The sequence below is a fragment of the Streptomyces sp. NPDC107654 genome (assembly GCF_055639035.1).
The window spans coordinates 384,368-398,480 of the sequence record NZ_JBVKBI010000006.1 but is presented as its reverse complement, the minus strand read 5'-3'; the positions used below and the strand labels follow the sequence as shown (position 1 = coordinate 398,480).

The window sequence follows — 14,113 nt, the reverse complement described above, 5'->3', positions numbered from 1 at the left end:
GGGTGGCGTTGGCGTGCGCGCAGGGGTGCCCGAGGTTTCGTCGGCGTGTGTGGTGGGCCGTCGGAGGTGGCGTCCGCGTGCGCGGTGGGTTGCCCTGAGGTCCCGCCTGCGCTGTGCGGAGGCCGCGGGGCTCGCGCTGTGCGGGCCCCGCGCGACTCGCGTTACGCGGAGGCCGGGGAGGCCGCCGGAGCGGGCTCGTCCCGGTCCGCGGCCGGCCGCAGGAGGTGCACCCGGACCTCACCGCCGTACGATCCGGTGTACCGGCTCGCGTCCGGGCCGTCCGTCGCGGTGAACAGTTCCATCCGGAGCGGGTCCGCCGGGCCGTCCTCGTCGGCCGACTCCGGGTACGACAGCAGGAGCGCGGGATCGGCCAGGAGGGGCCCGCCGAGGACCAGGTCGGCCTGGTCGTCGCCCCGGTACGGATGGACCGTCTGGGACGGCACCGGCCGGAACCCGAGCCGGGTCTTGAAGGCGAACAGCCCGGCCTCCACCACGTGCCCGTACAGGTTGGGGTCGTTGCCGAGACTGACCTGTCCGAAGCCCAGCTCGCGGGCGTGCCCGATCGCCGCCATGTACAGCACCCGGGCGAGGCTGTGCGACCGGGACCGCTCGTCCACCGCGGAGAACCGCAGCCGTACCAGGTCCGCCTCGGGCAGCCGCTGGCTCAGACAGGCACCGACCAGCGTGCCCGCCTGCCGGGCGCAGACGGCGTACAGGTCGGCGAAGGCCTCCCTCAGCTGGTCGCGCTGCTGCACCGCGACGGGCATCGCCTGACGCATGCGGGCCAGCTGCCGCTCGTACAGGCCGAGGAACTCCTCCAGCAGCGCCTCCGTCAGGGGCAGCACCTCCACCCGCAGGTCCGACGCGGCGGCGTGCCGGCGGGCCGCCTGGACGCTCTGCCGTTCCTTGCGGTGCAGGCCGCGCAGGAACTCCTCCTCGGTGGCCCGGATGTCGGCGACCCAGGTCAGCCAGCTGGGCTTGGGCAGGAACCCGGCCTGGCGCAGAGCCGGCCGGTCCGCCGCGGGCGGGTTGCCGACGCGGACGACCGCGACCCGCCCCCGCCAGGTCTCCCAGTCGGTCACCAGCGCCTCCTCGACGCTGACGACGGCCACGGGGAGACCGTGGGTGTCTTCGATCTGCATGGTGGGCCTCCGGATCAGTCGGCGGTGTCGCCGGGCGCCGCCGCCAGGGTGCGGTGGCCGAGCAGGCGCCTGCGCGAGAGGACGAGGAGCGCGGTCAGGTAGAGGGCCTCCACCCCCGCGCAGAAGGCCAGGGCCGTCCCCACCCCGTCCTTCAGCAGGTAGGAGGCGCCGGCCAGGGTGGGCGCGGCGAGCCCGGAGGCCACGAAGAGCCGCAACGAGGCGACCCGGCCCAGGACGTGGGCGGGCGAGCGGAGTTGCAGCGCCGTCATGAGCAGGGTCTGCGACGAACCGGCCGCGAACCCCACCGCCACCACGCAGCCCACGGTCCCGGCCACGCCCACGTCCCGGGTCAGCACCAGGAACGCGGCCAGGAGCACGGCCATGGACAGCACCACCAGGCGCAGCGTCCGCTCCGGGGACTGCGAGCGCCAGGGCAGCAGACCGGAGAGCATCACCCCGGCCGGCAGCGCGGAGTTCACCACGGCGAGGGTCAGCGTGCTGCCGCCGAAGCGGTCGTCGACCAGCGGGACGATGATCAGGGTGAACAGGTACACGGCGACGTAGTCACCGGAGCACAGCAGAATGTGCGTGATCAGCCCGCGCTGCGCCCGCAGTTCGCGCAGCACCCCCGTCCGGCCCCGGGCCGCCGCGCCACCGCCCCCGGTGCCCCGCGCCGACAGGTCGGGCAGCGTGCCCAGGATGAGCGCCGCCGCGCCGAAGGACACCGCGAGCACACAGAAACCCCAGACCGGCTCCAGGTACAGCAGCAGGGTGCCGGCCGGGGTGCCGAGCAGCGTGCCCGCCTGGAACGCCGCGTTGATCTTGGCGTTCAGCGCGGCGAGCCGCTCCTTCCCGGCCAGTTGCGGCGCCAGGGTGAACATGGCCGCCCGGTAGAAGGCCTGGACGACGCTGACCAGCGCCGCCCCGCAGATCAGCGGGACCACGGGGGAGTCCAGCCGGGACACCACCGCCTCCAGGCCGATGGCGGCGCAGGCCGCGGCCTCGCTGAGCACGGCGAGCCTGCGCGCGCCGAGCCGGTCCACCACGTACCCCGCCACCAGCTGTACGACGGCGGCGATGGCGAAGTTGGAGACGAGGATGAGGGCGAAGTTCGACGCGCTGCCCGTGAGCCGGTACAGCACCGCGGCGACCAGGGCGTTGTTGCCGGCCAGGGCGATGTTGACGAAGAGCACCGCCGTCGGCACCTTCACCATGACGGTGCGCGGTCCCGGCAGCGCGCGGTCCGCGCCGGCCCGGACGCTGGTGCCGCTCATCCGGTCACCTCCACGACGACGTCACGGGCGGCGGCGAGAGCCGCGTTGAGCGCGAGGTTCGCGGACCCGGCCCGGGTGCGTATCTGGCCGACGGCCCCGCGGTAGTCCCCGGCGGCGCGGACCTCGTCGCCCGGGGCCGCGCTGTGCACCACCTGGACGACGTACGGGCCGTCGCCGGCCTCGGTGAGCCCGTGGACCCGGCTCAGCCGGCCGGCCCGGGGGGCGTAGACGGTGACCGTGCTGGAGTGGCTCCCGTTGTGCTCCGGGTCGGCGACGGGCCGTCCGAGGGCGGCCGAGCACAGCAGCTCCGGGACCGGCACGGTCAGACAGTCGTTCATCATCAGGGAGAGCAGCCCCCCGCCCGTGCGGGCGTTGACCTCCACGACGACGGCCTCGTCGTCGTCGGTGAGGATGAACTCGGTGTGCAGCATGCCCTGGTCGATCCCGGTGGCGGCCACCAGGGTCTCGACCGCCGCCCGCATCCGGGCCTCCGCCCGCCCGGGGACGCGCACCGGGAAGGTGTACGACACCTCGCAGAACGCCGGACGCGGGCCCAACTGCCGGTCGGTGATGCCCAGATGACGGCAGTGCCCGTCCGTGACCAGCGTCTCCAGGCTGTACAGCGGCCCGTCGACGTACTCCTCGGCCATCAGCTCGCCGTCGAGGTAGAGGTCCCCGGCCGTCAGGGTGCCGTACGCCGCCACGGCCTCCTCGGGGGTCCGGCACAGCAGCACGTCGAGGCTGCCGGTGCCGCGGGCGTTCTTGAGGACGACCGGACGGCCGGTGTCCTCGGCGAACGCCCGGAGTTCGTCCGCCGTGCGCGCCTCGGCCCAGCGCGGTGAGGGGATGCCCAGCTTGTCGTACAGCTCGCGGGCGCGCCGCTTGTCCCGGAAGGTGCGGACGGCCTCGACCGGGGCGAAGGGCGCGCCGATCACCTCGGCCAGCGCGGCGGCGAAGAGCAGGTGGCGGTCGGTCGCGCAGACCACGCCGGGCCGGCCGGACCCGGTGTGTTCCCGTGCCGCGTCGAGCAGTTCGGCGGGAACCGCCTCGCCCTCGGTCGTCTCCACGACGTACAGCCGGCCGCGCCCGGCGAGCCCGGGCAGCACGTCCGCGCCCACCGCCCCCCGGTACTTGGCCGGGTCGGTGGTGACCAGGGCGGCGTCGATGCCCTGGGCCACCGCCCAGGCGAGGGCGCTCAGCCCGCTGCCGGTGAGCGGTGCTTCCACAAAGAAGATCATTCGGGGGTTCCTCGGCCTGACGCGGTGACGGTCCCGGTGGACCGTGCGGGAAGGAGGGGCGGCGCCGGGTGCTCGTAGGCGCCCAGCACCCGGTCGCTCAGCAGCCCCAGCGAGCTGAGGTTGGCGAAGCCCGGGCCCTGGGCGAGGCCCGCGAGACCCGGGATGTGCAGCCGGGGCCGCAGCCCGCGCAGGGCCAGCGAGGCGTCCACCTCGCGGGCCAGGGCCGCCTCGTCCCGGAGGGAGACACCGAGGCCGGCCTCCACCTCGCCGGCCGAGGCCTCGTCCAGCAGGGCGGTCAGCCGGTGCAGGGGGGAGCCGCCGGTGCAGTTGACCACGAGGTCGTAGTCGCTGCGCAGCACCTCGCCCGGCTGGTCGACCGTCACCCGGATCCGGCCCGACGCCCCCGGGCCCACGTACCGGATCCGGCCCAGCACGAAGGAGACCCCCCGGGCCCGGGACAGCGCGTCCAGCGCCCGCGGGGAGATCACCCCGCGGTCCGTGCGGGAGATGAAGTCCCGCCGGTCGCGCTCCGGGAGCTGCGGCCAGGCGGCCGTCTGCGGATCGGAGTAGACCCGGTCCTCCACGAACGACTCGGCCCGGGAGCGCGGCAGGTACGGGGAGACGATGGACACCGAGACGTCCTCGCCGAAGGTGTCGGCGACGTACAGCGCGTACGACGCCGCGCTCTCCCCGGCGCCGACCACGCAGATCCGGCTGCCGGGGCGCAGCGAGAAGGAGCGGAGGAGGTCGCGCGGGCCGGCCGGGGTCAGCAGCCGGTCCGTCACCTGCGGGTGGTGGGGCAGGGTGCCGGGTACGGCGTGACCGGTGAGGACGAGCCCGTCGAACGGCGCCTCCCGCCGGGGCCCGCCCTGGGCGCGGTGTTCCAGCACCCAGCCGTCCGGCCGGTACCCGAGGCCGGTGACCTCGGCGCGCCGGATGCGCACCCCGGTCACCGCCCTGGTCAGCACCCACTTGAGGTAGTCGGCGAACTGCCGGTGGGTGGGGGACGGCAGACCGGCGTCGATCCACTGCTGGTAGGACCCGGTGTCGATCAGGTGGCTCTGCCAGGAGAACGCCTGCATCCGGGCGTCGACCTCCTTGCCCTGCGCACCGAACCGGACCGTACTGCGGTACGGGAAGCCGACGTCCTTCTCGGCGCGCGTGCCCAGCCGTTCGGTGCCGCTGGTCCAGCCGGCCCGTCCGGTCCAGTGGGCGGCGATCTCGTCGCGTTCGTAGATGCACAACTCCAGCGAGGCCAGACCGAGTTCGTTGAGGACATGGGCCTTCGCGGCGAGGGCCGCGGCCTTGGGGCCGGCCCCGACGACCGCGACGCGGGCGCGGGGCGCGCTCACGCCGGGCCCTCCGTGCCGAGCGACAGGGCGAGGTGGTGGCAGTCGAAGTGGAAGCCGTTGCGCAGGTACGCCCGGTGCGCGGCGTGCCGCTGGTGCCCGGTGTCGAGGTGGAACTCCTCGCAGCCCTCCTCGCGCGCGATGTCCTTCAGGGCGCCGAGCAGGTGGCTGCCGACGCCGGTGCCCCGGGCCCCCTCGTCCACGATCAGGTCGTCCAGGTAGAGGATCCGGCCCCACGCCATCGTGTGCAGCACACGGAACCCGGCGGCGCCGAGCACCGTGCCCCCGTGCTCCGCATAAACGATCCGGTAGCCCTCCGGGCGCTGCCGCGCCCACCGCGCGAGGAACTCCTCCTCATCGGTGAGGTGCGGACGCAACTGGACGAAGAGGGGCCAGCAGCGGCGGACGGACTCCTCGTCGCTCGCGAAGCGGACATCGGCGGGCATGAACACACTCCTGATCGGCGGAAGAAGGGGCAGCGGGCGAAACGGTCAGTTCAGGCAGACCGTCAGGCAGAGGCCGATGCTGTTCATGGCCTCCCCGAGCACGGTGATGCCGCACTCGGCGCACAGGTCGGCCAGCGCCTGCCGGGTGAAGGACTGGGACTGGAAGGCGTCCCCCGAGCGGAAGACGACGCCCCCGTAGGGGCCGGGGTGTTCCTCCAAGGGGCTGATGCCGCACGCGGTGTAGTAGTCCCGGCGCAGGTCCGTGGCCGCGTCGAAGGCGTGGAACACGGACAGCACCGCGATCCCGCCGGCCTGCCGCAGACCCCCGAGCAGCGCCTCGGGGGACGGGAAGTTGCCCAGGAGGTTGAACGGGAGCAGCAGCAGGGGGCGGCCGCCGTCCAGCTCGCCGACCCAGTCGGCGCACCGCATGGCGTCCCCCACCACGGCCCGGGCCCGGTCGTTCAGCCCCTCGTCCGCGATCCGGCGGCGGACCCGTTCCACGGCGGCCGCGTTGACGTCGATGCCCAGGTAGTCGACGCCCGCGGCCCGGGCCACCTCCAGGGACCGGCCGTCGTAGCAGCCGAGTTCGACCAGGGTCGCGCACCCGTACCGGGAGGCCGCCTGGTGCACCGCGAGGCTCTCCATCTGGAGGAACGCCAGGAGTCCGTCGGGGAAGTGCGCTGCCCGCATGATGGCGGAGGCCCCGTGCTGCTGGTAGAACACCACGTTGCCCGGACCGGTTCCGGTTTCGTCGCCGGGTGCCTTGAGGCTCGCAGAGGTCACGCCGTGCCTCCCTGTCGGCACGCGAGGACCGCCTGGGCCGCGTGCGTGGCCGTTCCCGCCGCGAGGCGTACGCCGGACCCGTGCAGCCCGGTCACCGCGAACACGCCGTGGTCGGGGGAGAGCCGGAGCAGACGCGGGGTGGCGTCGGGGGTGTAGGTGTCGGCGAAGACCCGGCCGCGGGTCACCTCCCAGGCACCCGGTCCGACGACCGCGTCGAGGAAGGCGGCGGCCCGGGCGAGGACGTCCGCGGGCAGCGGCTGCTCCTCGGGCGGCACGTCCCACACGTCGTGCTTCACACTCATCGCGTACTCGCCACCGGACACCGGGAAGAGGAAGATGCCGTCCTCGGCCGAGCCGACGCCGTACCGGACGGCGGCCGGCCCCGAGAGGACGACCCGCAGCCCGTACACCCGCTTGGTACGGACCCCGGCGTCCGGCGAGGCCGCTTCGGCCGCGGACCCGGGCACGGCTTCGGATGCCGGCGTGGACCCGAGCGCGGACAGCAGCGGGGATCCCGGCAGCCAGGGCCCGAGGGCCAGCACGCACTGCCCGGCGCGCCACTCCCCGCCGTCGGCGGTGACCGCCCGTACGCCGCCGTCCGCGGCGGACGCCAGGTCCGTCACGCGCCGGCCCTCGGCCAGGCGTACGGACGGCCTTGCGGCCAGCCGTTCCACCAGCGCGGCGGTCAGCAGCCCCGGGTCGATGACATGGGCCTCCCCGGCGAGCGCGGTCGCGCCGGCCGGCAGCCGCCACGCCCCGCCGGCCGGCCCGCCCACCGGGCTGGCCGGCGTGACCAGCGTCTCCTCCAGATGGGCGGCGGCCTCGCGGCTGCGCACCAGCCAGGCGAAGGGCAGCGGGGTGCGGGGGCCGGGGGCCGGCGTACCGGCCTGGAACTCCTTCCACCACTGCCGGCCGGCCTCGACCAGCTCCCGGTGGAACGGCGTGTGGGCGTACGGGATGTCGACGGCGCCCGCGTACCCGGTCGCACCGCTTCCCCAGCCGTGCTGTTCCAGCACGGTGACGCGCAGCGCCGGGTCGTGCCGGGTCAGCACCTCCGCCAGGGTCAGGCCGACCACGCCCCCGCCGACCACCAGGACGTCCTGGTCGTTCACAGCTTCTTCCACCACATGCTGAGCACCACGAGGTCCTCGGAACCGTCGTTGGTGATGGTGTGCTCCGAGTGCGGCGGCGCGATCACACGGGAGCCGGGGATCAGCCCGATGCGCTCGCCGTCGACCAGGCAGTACCCGGCGCCGGACTGGACCGCCCAGGTCTCCTCGCTGGCGTGCCGGTGCGGCTCGGTGGTGGTCCCGGGCGCCACCTTGAACACCATGGCCCCGTAGGCCAGTCCGTCCTGTTCGGTCTCGATCTCGCCGGATATCACGACGTCCACGGGTTGCAGTCCTTTCACTTGTGCAGGGAGGCCGGCAGACACGCGTTCAGCTGGCTGCGCGTGAGGGTGCGCAGCCGGGGCATGTCGCCCCGCGGCGTCACGTGCGGCGGACCGTCCGTCAGCGCCGCCACGTTCGGGCCGCCGGGCTGCCCCGCCGCTTCCCACACCCGCTGCGCCGTCGCGGGCATCACCGGTGCCGCGAGCAGGGCGAAGCCGAGCAGCCAGGCCGCCGCGGCCTCGGGGGTCGCGGTGAGGGCCGGAGCGCAGTCGAGCCACTGCTCCACGCAGGACCAGGCGGCCGCCAGGTGGAAGGTGTCCGGGTCGAGCATCCCGGTCTGGTGACCGAGGGTGCGGGTCAGCGCCGCCACGACCTCCGGGGAGGGCGCGGTGGCGCCGTCCGCCGGGAGGCGTTCGGCCGCCGCCGCGAGCGCGTCGCCCACCCGGGCCCCGACCTCGTTGTGGAAGGACAGGAACTCGTCGGCCTGGAACGCGGACCGGGTGAACTCGGGGTTGCGGAAGCACAGGTAGGCGCGGGTGAGGTCGGACTCCGCCTGCCCCAGGGAGACGATGTCACCGCCCCAGATGACATGGCCGCGGCTGGTGGAGAACTTGCTGCCCTCCAAGTCGTAGAAGTAGTTCACCAGCAGCGAGTCCACCGGCTTGTACGTCTTCTGGCCCAGGCCGCAGCCGACGGCGCCGACCATGAACGGGATCGCGTTGTCGATGCCGAAGGAGATGACCGTACGCACCCCGGAGTCCCGCTGGAACGGGTTCCGTCCGGAGCCGGTGATCTCCTTGTAGCGCTCGCCGGCCACCAGGTGGCAGCCGATCAGCAGCGCCGAGTAGGAGAAGATCACCTGCCCGGGTGAGACGCCGTCCTCCTCCCACGGGATGCCCCACCGGCTGGGCACGGTGAGCCGGATGGAGGCGCCGTTCACCGCCATGTACCGGTCGGCGATCGCCAGGAAGTCGGGGCGCTTGCAGACTTCTGCGAGCGCCTCCCGCAGCCGCTCGGGGCCGCCGGGCAGGTCGAGGTAGAGGGAGGCGATGTCGTCGAGGCGCAGCTCACCCTCGAAGTGCGCGGTCGCCGGGTCGATCATCTGCGACGGCGAGAAGTGGCCGCCGCAGGACTCGCAGAAGAAACCGACCAGCGGCTGCGCGCAGTGCGGGCACCGGCCCTTCAGCCAGCCGCTCACCACGGCCTCGTCCACCCGGGGCCGCAGCGAGGTGCTGTGCGCGCCGGCCGCCTCGGAGTCGAGCACCGGCATGGGCTCGGTGCGCACCGCCGTGCTGCCCGACTCCACGATCTCGGTCAGGAAGTCCCGGTTCACCTCGGTGTACCGCTGCGCCCAGGCCTCGTCCAGCGGGTTGAGCAGGTCGTCGTAGGCGATGTCGAGGGCCGCCAGGTCGTTGCGGATGAGGTGGTGGTTGCGGTTCGCGACCTCCTCCGGGGTGACGCCGTCCTGGTGCGCGCGGACCAGGACGTGCGACTCGTGCGCGTCGCTGACGGAGATCATGGTCGCCCGGCCGCCGCCGCGCAGGACGTGCCGGCGCAGCACGTCCATTTTCAGCAGCGGCCCCGCGATGTGCCCGAGGTGCGCCCGCCCGTTGGGCACGAGGCACACCGGTGTCAGGAAGAATTCTTGGCCTTCGAGAGAGAGGGGACCCATAGTCGGCTGCCTCGATGTCGTGTCGGAGGTTTCAGAGGATGGACGTCGTACAGAGGGACCGCTCGGACCCGGCGCGGTCCCGGGACGGCCTGGCCCGCAGCACGAGGGCCGCCCGGCCCGACGCGCCGTACAGGACCGGGCCGTCGCCCGCCCGGTCCGCGGGGGCGACGCCCTCGGGAGCCCGGCGGGTGAAGCCGAACACGCCCTCGCAGAAGGCGGCGTAGGGGCCGAGGAGGTTTGCCGGCATGCCGAGCACGACCCGGTGGAGCTCCTCCGGGTGCGCGGCGGCGGGCGCCGGCTCCGGGTACGGGATCCAGGTACGGCCGGCGGGCAGGGCGCGGGCCCCGGGCGCGGGCTCGGGCAGCAGCGTGTGGACGACGTCGCCGGGCCCGGAGACGACGGGCGCCCCCTGCGGACCGTGCGTGACCGTCGCGCCGTACGCCCGCGCGGCCTCCACGGTCGCGTCGACGTCGGCGCAGGTGACGGCGACGTCGGCGACACCCTCGCCGTTGCGGGCCAGGAACCCGCGCGTCGCCCAGCCGGAGGTGATCACCAACTGGGCCGCGCCGCGGCGCAGCAGCGCCGAACTCCGGTCGACCTCCACGCAGTCCGCGACCTGGACGAAGCCACGCGTGGCGACGTAGTGGCGGACCGCGGAGATCTTGTCCCGGGTGTACAGCTCGACGTGCGCCATGTCTCGCACCGTCATGGGGTGTCGACTCCTTGTGGGGATGAAGCGGGGAGTGGGGGCCGCGCGGTGGCCGCCGGTTACGACGCGACGGGCTGGGCGGCGTACTCCCGTTCGCGTTGCAGTTCGCCGGAGGTCTGGGTCATGCGGCCCACGGTCCGGCGCAGGATCGGCGGTGCCATGACCGAGGTGACCACGGCCACCAGCACCACGATGGTGTAGGAGGCGGAGTTGAGGACCTTGATGTTCAGGCCGACCGACGCGAGGACGATCTCCACCACGCCACGCGCGTTGAGCCCGGCCCCGATGGCCAGGGCCTCGTCGTGGGCGAGCCGGCCCATCCGGGCGCCCAGGTAGCCGCCGGCCAGCTTCGCCCCGACGGCGACCAGCAGCGTGATCAGCGCCGCGCCGAGGACCGCCGGGCGCCCGAGCGCGGTCAGGTCGACCTGGAGCCCCGCGGTCGCCAGGAACAGCGGTGCCAGGACGCCCATCACGAAGGGCCGCGCCAGCTCCAGGAAGCGCCGGCTCCCGGCGCCGAGGGACCCGACGATGGTGCCGCACAGGAAGGCACCGAGCATCGGCTCCATCCTCAGGGCGTGGGTCCCGGCCGCGGCCAGTACGAGCAGCACCACGACCACCGGGACACCGAGGTCGGAGCCGCTCGCCGACCGCTCGACCGCACGCATCACCCGGGCGACCAGCGGCCGGGCCAGGAACACGGTCGCGGCCAGCACGAGCAGCAGGCAGCCCACCGACTCGGCCACCACCCCGGCCCGGAAGCCCACCGTCGCCGTGGCCGACACGACCGACAGCAGCAGCCAGCCCAGGATGTCGCTGACGGCCGCCGCGCCGATGATGACCTGGCCGACGTTGCGGTGCATCAGCTTCATGTCCAGCAGCGTCTTCGCGATCACGGGGAGCGCGCTGACCGCGACGGCCACACCGATGAAGAGCGCGAACACCGGACGGTGCCCGTTCTCGCCCATCACCGAGGCGGGCAGCAGGAAGCCCAGGGCGATGCCGAGCACCAGGGGCAGCAGCACGCTGCCCACGCTCACCCAGCCGATGGCCACGCGCCGGCGGCGCAGCAGGGCGAGGTCGATGTGCGCCCCGGTGATGCCCACCAGCAGCAGCACACCCAGCTGGGCGACCGCGCCGAGCAGGTGCATCTGCTCGGCGTCGTGGGGGAGCAGCCGCTCCGACACCGCGGGGGCGACCGCTCCGAGCACGGAGGGGCCCACGAGGATGCCGGCGGCGAGTTCGCCGACCACCGCAGGCAGGTTCAGCCGCGCCGCCAGCCGCCCCAGGGCGGTGGCGACGATCAGCAGGACACCGATCTGCATGAGGAAGACGAGCATCGCGTCGTGGCTTATCCCGGGGACGGGACCGACGGCGAAAGCCATCTCGGTTCCTTTCGGTCCAGCGGTCAGCTGGTGTAGAGGCCTTCTTCTTCCATGGCGCGCAGAGCCCGGTAGTCCCGCTCGATGTCCCGCGGGTCCTCCGCGGCCAGGTAGACGTAGCCCGGCGAGCTGATCAGGTCGGCCGTCTCCCCGAGGTGCTCGCCCGCGGTGACGCCGTGCGCGAGGAAGACCAGGGTCGGCAGCGCCTCCAGACGGGCCGCCCAGTCCAGCGAACGGACCGTTCCGGCGAAGGAGTTGACCAGCGCCACATTGCGTACGGCACCGCGCCAGGCGACCGCCGTGTCCTCGAAGTCCCGCAGCCGGCCGGGGGCCACCAGCAGGTCGGCCAGGAGGCTGGTCTGCGACACGCCCGAGTACCGTTCGACCACGTGCGGTGCCGTCCCTCCGCCGAGCCGGGCGCCCGACTCGATCAGCACCGGGCCGCGCTCGGTCAGCATCACCTCGGTGTGCGCCGCGCCCCACCGCACGCCCAGCGCGTCCAGGGCCGCGCCGACGAACCGGCACAGCGGGCCGGCCTCCGCCGAGCCGACGGGCACCGGTTCCTCGAAGTCGTAGACCGGGTAGCCGGAGCTGCCGGTCCGCTTGGTGTACCGCCACAGCTCGGCCACCCGGTGCTCCCCGTCGCAGGAGACGGTGTTGGCGTAGTACTCGACTCCGCGCAGCCGCTCCTGCACGAGCACGACCTGGTTGGGTTCGCCGAAGAAGTTGTCCACGGCGAGCACCGTCTTGCAGGCGCTGTGCACCTCGTCGGCGGTCCGGCAGAAGCGCACGTTGTCAGTGCCGGCGCTGCTCGGCGGCTTGACCACGGCCTCCTTCAGGCCGGCGGAGACGAACCAGTCCACGGCCTCGTCCGCGTCGGCGAACGCCCCGCCGTGCGGCACGGCCACGCCGGCCGCGGCGGCGGTCTCGCCCATGAGCTGCTTGTCGCGCCGCGCCGCGAGCGTCTCGTACCGGTTGCCCGGCAGCCCCATGAGGTGGGCGAGGGTGTCGGAGAGGATCACGCCCGACTCGGTGCCGGGCACGACCCGGTCCACGTCCAGGGCGGCGAGCTGCTCGGCCAGGCGCGCCGGCTCGGCCGTCCCGTCGAGCAGCGCCTCGAAGTCCTCGGGGCGGAAGCTGCGGGTGTAGTAGGGGTGCGGGGTGGGGGAGCTCTGCACGTGGACCAGGGCGGCGCCGCGGTCGCGGAGGGCGGAGACGAGGGCGCGTCCGGTCGAGTAGCCGTCGACCACTGCGATCTTCATGATGTGTCTTCCGGGCTCTCGTGGGTCAGGCCGGCGCGTCGGTCGCGTCGTCGTGGGCCGTGTCGTCGGTCTCGTGGAAGGAGCAGGCGACCCGGGCCCCGCCCGACATGCTCACCACGCCGACCTCCGGGTCGGTGCTGCCGCGGACCAGGCAGCCGTTGTAGCCGTCGCCGCCGGTGACCTGCGGGTCGGTGAGGAACACCCCCCAGTTCAGGAAGAGTTCCTGGGTGCCCTGGCCCTCGTCCGCCGGGAACACCTCCGGCACCGGCCGGATGCGCTCCTGCACCACGTACGGCCCGTCGAGCGCCTCCGCGAGCCGCTCGCGCCACTCCTCCGGGCCGACCGTCCAGCCGGGCACGATGCCGCTGCCGCCGTGCAGCAGGGTGGGCTTGAGGATCAGGTCCTCCTGGTGGGCCCGGGCGTAGGCGAGGAGGTCGATCCGCTCGCCCGCGGCGTCCGTCGCCGTCCGGCGGACATGCCGGGTCCACGGCAGGAACCGGTCGATGCAGGCCAGTTCGGCCGCCGAGAACGCCGAGCGGTTGCGGTCGTCGGAGAGCATGGCGAGCGCGCCCTTGTTGCCGTACAGCTCGGCGTCCAGGCGGCTGAACATGCCCACCCGGCCCTCCTCGAAGGCGCGCAGCAGCGGCTCGACCAGCGCGAGGTCGGCGGGGGTGGCGATCTCCTCCACGAGGAAGAAGCGGTACACCACGTCGATGGCCCGCCCGTGCGCCTCCAGCCGGCCGTCGCGCTCGGTGACCTGGCCCACGTGGCAGGGCACGGCGTCGATGCCGACGGCGTCGAAGAGCGCCGCCATGACCTTCAGCCGGGGTTCGTACGTCTTGAAGCTCTCCGGCCAGTCCACCAGGGCCACCACCGGGCGGCGCCCCCGGTCCATGTGCGCGGCGCACTCGGCGTACAGCGTGTCGACGATGCCCTGGAAGGTGTCGACGTGGCCGAGGCCGTGCTCGGCCACGAAGGAGGCCAGCACCGGGTGCCGGAGCATGGCCCGGTTGATGCCGGTGTTCTCGAAGCCGCCGAGGGCGCTGGTGATGTTCAGCTCCAGCAGCTTGAAGCCGTCGGCGCCCCGGTAGAGGTCGGAACGGGCGAGCGCCATCAGGGGCGGGCCCGCCTTCGCGGCCCGCTGCACCACGTCGGCCTGGGTGTCGGTCATGCCGACCTCCCGGGCCAGGGCGCCGGTGTCGCCGCCGAAGAGCCGGTCCGGGAGCTGGGTGAGCAGCTGGTGGGTCTGGTACAGGTCGGCGGCGACGGAGCGGCGCTCGGCGGCGGACAGGAAGACCGGCGAGGCGAGGAAGCGGCCCTGGTAGGCGACCGTGACGAGTTCGTCGGCCACCACCGGGCGGGTCAGCTCGACGGGGTCGACGCCCTGCCGGGCCAGCAGCTCCAGGTACTGCGTGCCGAGACCCGACCGGGGGGCGTGCGGGAGCTGGGTCATGGGTGGTTCTCTTTC

The 14,113-nt window shown here is 73.7% G+C and carries 13 protein-coding genes; all 13 read right to left on the bottom strand.

Annotated elements, in window-relative coordinates; genetic code table 11:
• Positions 1–161 precede the first annotated feature (161 nt).
• From ACZ7N4_RS14375 to ACZ7N4_RS14315, 13 genes are read right to left on the bottom strand one after another with little or no spacing between them, the layout of a single operon-like run.
• Positions 162–1,142: a GNAT family N-acetyltransferase gene (locus ACZ7N4_RS14375; RefSeq protein WP_471357946.1), complete on the bottom strand. Its 981-nt coding sequence runs from the start codon at positions 1,140–1,142 to the stop codon at positions 162–164.
• A 14-nt stretch (positions 1,143–1,156) separates the two neighbouring features.
• Positions 1,157–2,416, bottom strand: coding sequence for an MFS transporter (locus tag ACZ7N4_RS14370; RefSeq protein ID WP_471357943.1), 1,260 nt, complete (start codon positions 2,414–2,416; stop codon positions 1,157–1,159).
• Positions 2,413–3,654 carry an ATP-grasp domain-containing protein gene (locus tag ACZ7N4_RS14365; protein WP_471357940.1) on the bottom strand — a complete coding sequence of 414 codons (1,242 nt, stop codon included), beginning with the start codon at positions 3,652–3,654 and terminating at the stop codon, positions 2,413–2,415. Before ACZ7N4_RS14365 ends, ACZ7N4_RS14370 begins: the two co-directional genes overlap by 4 nt.
• A complete protein-coding gene (locus ACZ7N4_RS14360; protein WP_471357937.1) occupies positions 3,651–5,006 on the bottom strand; it encodes a SidA/IucD/PvdA family monooxygenase in 1,356 nt (451 codons plus the stop codon). The genes ACZ7N4_RS14365 and ACZ7N4_RS14360 overlap by 4 nt, the downstream gene beginning before the upstream one ends.
• Positions 5,003–5,449, bottom strand: a complete 447-nt coding sequence (locus tag ACZ7N4_RS14355; RefSeq protein WP_471357935.1) for a GNAT family N-acetyltransferase — start codon at positions 5,447–5,449, stop codon at positions 5,003–5,005. The genes ACZ7N4_RS14360 and ACZ7N4_RS14355 overlap by 4 nt, the downstream gene beginning before the upstream one ends.
• Positions 5,450–5,494: 45 nt before the next feature.
• Positions 5,495–6,232 carry a class I SAM-dependent methyltransferase gene (locus ACZ7N4_RS14350; protein WP_471357933.1) on the bottom strand — a complete coding sequence of 246 codons (738 nt, stop codon included), beginning with the start codon at positions 6,230–6,232 and terminating at the stop codon, positions 5,495–5,497.
• Positions 6,229–7,344: an NAD(P)/FAD-dependent oxidoreductase gene (locus ACZ7N4_RS14345; RefSeq protein ID WP_471357930.1), complete on the bottom strand. Its 1,116-nt coding sequence runs from the start codon at positions 7,342–7,344 to the stop codon at positions 6,229–6,231. The genes ACZ7N4_RS14350 and ACZ7N4_RS14345 overlap by 4 nt, the downstream gene beginning before the upstream one ends.
• Positions 7,341–7,625, bottom strand: a complete 285-nt coding sequence (locus ACZ7N4_RS14340; protein WP_471357927.1) for a cupin domain-containing protein — start codon at positions 7,623–7,625, stop codon at positions 7,341–7,343. The genes ACZ7N4_RS14345 and ACZ7N4_RS14340 overlap by 4 nt, the downstream gene beginning before the upstream one ends.
• A gap of 14 nt (positions 7,626–7,639) precedes the next feature.
• Positions 7,640–9,295: a class I tRNA ligase family protein gene (locus tag ACZ7N4_RS14335; protein WP_471357924.1), complete on the bottom strand. Its 1,656-nt coding sequence runs from the start codon at positions 9,293–9,295 to the stop codon at positions 7,640–7,642.
• Between the two features lie 31 nt (positions 9,296–9,326).
• The gene (locus ACZ7N4_RS14330; RefSeq protein ID WP_471357921.1) at positions 9,327–10,004 is read right to left on the bottom strand and encodes a VOC family protein; all 678 of its coding nucleotides are present in this window, start codon (positions 10,002–10,004) and stop codon (positions 9,327–9,329) included.
• A 59-nt stretch (positions 10,005–10,063) separates the two neighbouring features.
• Entirely contained in the window at positions 10,064–11,386 is a 1,323-nt protein-coding gene (locus tag ACZ7N4_RS14325; RefSeq protein ID WP_471357918.1) for a cation:proton antiporter, read from the bottom strand.
• A gap of 23 nt (positions 11,387–11,409) precedes the next feature.
• A complete protein-coding gene (locus ACZ7N4_RS14320; RefSeq protein WP_471357915.1) occupies positions 11,410–12,645 on the bottom strand; it encodes a hypothetical protein in 1,236 nt (411 codons plus the stop codon).
• Between the two features lie 25 nt (positions 12,646–12,670).
• Positions 12,671–14,098 (bottom strand): hypothetical protein, encoded by a 1,428-nt coding sequence (locus tag ACZ7N4_RS14315; protein WP_471357912.1) that lies wholly within the window; start codon positions 14,096–14,098, stop codon positions 12,671–12,673.
• Between the last annotated feature and the right edge of the window lie 15 nt (positions 14,099–14,113).

Coding starts and splice junctions, on each gene's coding strand:
- ACZ7N4_RS14365 (WP_471357940.1), bottom strand. CDS start 3,654: ATGATCTTCTTTGTGGAAGCACCGCTCACCGGCAGCGGGCTGAGCGCC.
- ACZ7N4_RS14315 (WP_471357912.1), bottom strand. CDS start 14,098: ATGACCCAGCTCCCGCACGCCCCCCGGTCGGGTCTCGGCACGCAGTAC.
- ACZ7N4_RS14355 (WP_471357935.1), bottom strand. CDS start 5,449: ATGCCCGCCGATGTCCGCTTCGCGAGCGACGAGGAGTCCGTCCGCCGC.
- ACZ7N4_RS14370 (WP_471357943.1), bottom strand. CDS start 2,416: ATGAGCGGCACCAGCGTCCGGGCCGGCGCGGACCGCGCGCTGCCGGGA.
- ACZ7N4_RS14320 (WP_471357915.1), bottom strand. CDS start 12,645: ATGAAGATCGCAGTGGTCGACGGCTACTCGACCGGACGCGCCCTCGTC.
- ACZ7N4_RS14330 (WP_471357921.1), bottom strand. CDS start 10,004: ATGACGGTGCGAGACATGGCGCACGTCGAGCTGTACACCCGGGACAAG.
- ACZ7N4_RS14335 (WP_471357924.1), bottom strand. CDS start 9,295: ATGGGTCCCCTCTCTCTCGAAGGCCAAGAATTCTTCCTGACACCGGTG.
- ACZ7N4_RS14375 (WP_471357946.1), bottom strand. CDS start 1,142: ATGCAGATCGAAGACACCCACGGTCTCCCCGTGGCCGTCGTCAGCGTC.
- ACZ7N4_RS14325 (WP_471357918.1), bottom strand. CDS start 11,386: ATGGCTTTCGCCGTCGGTCCCGTCCCCGGGATAAGCCACGACGCGATG.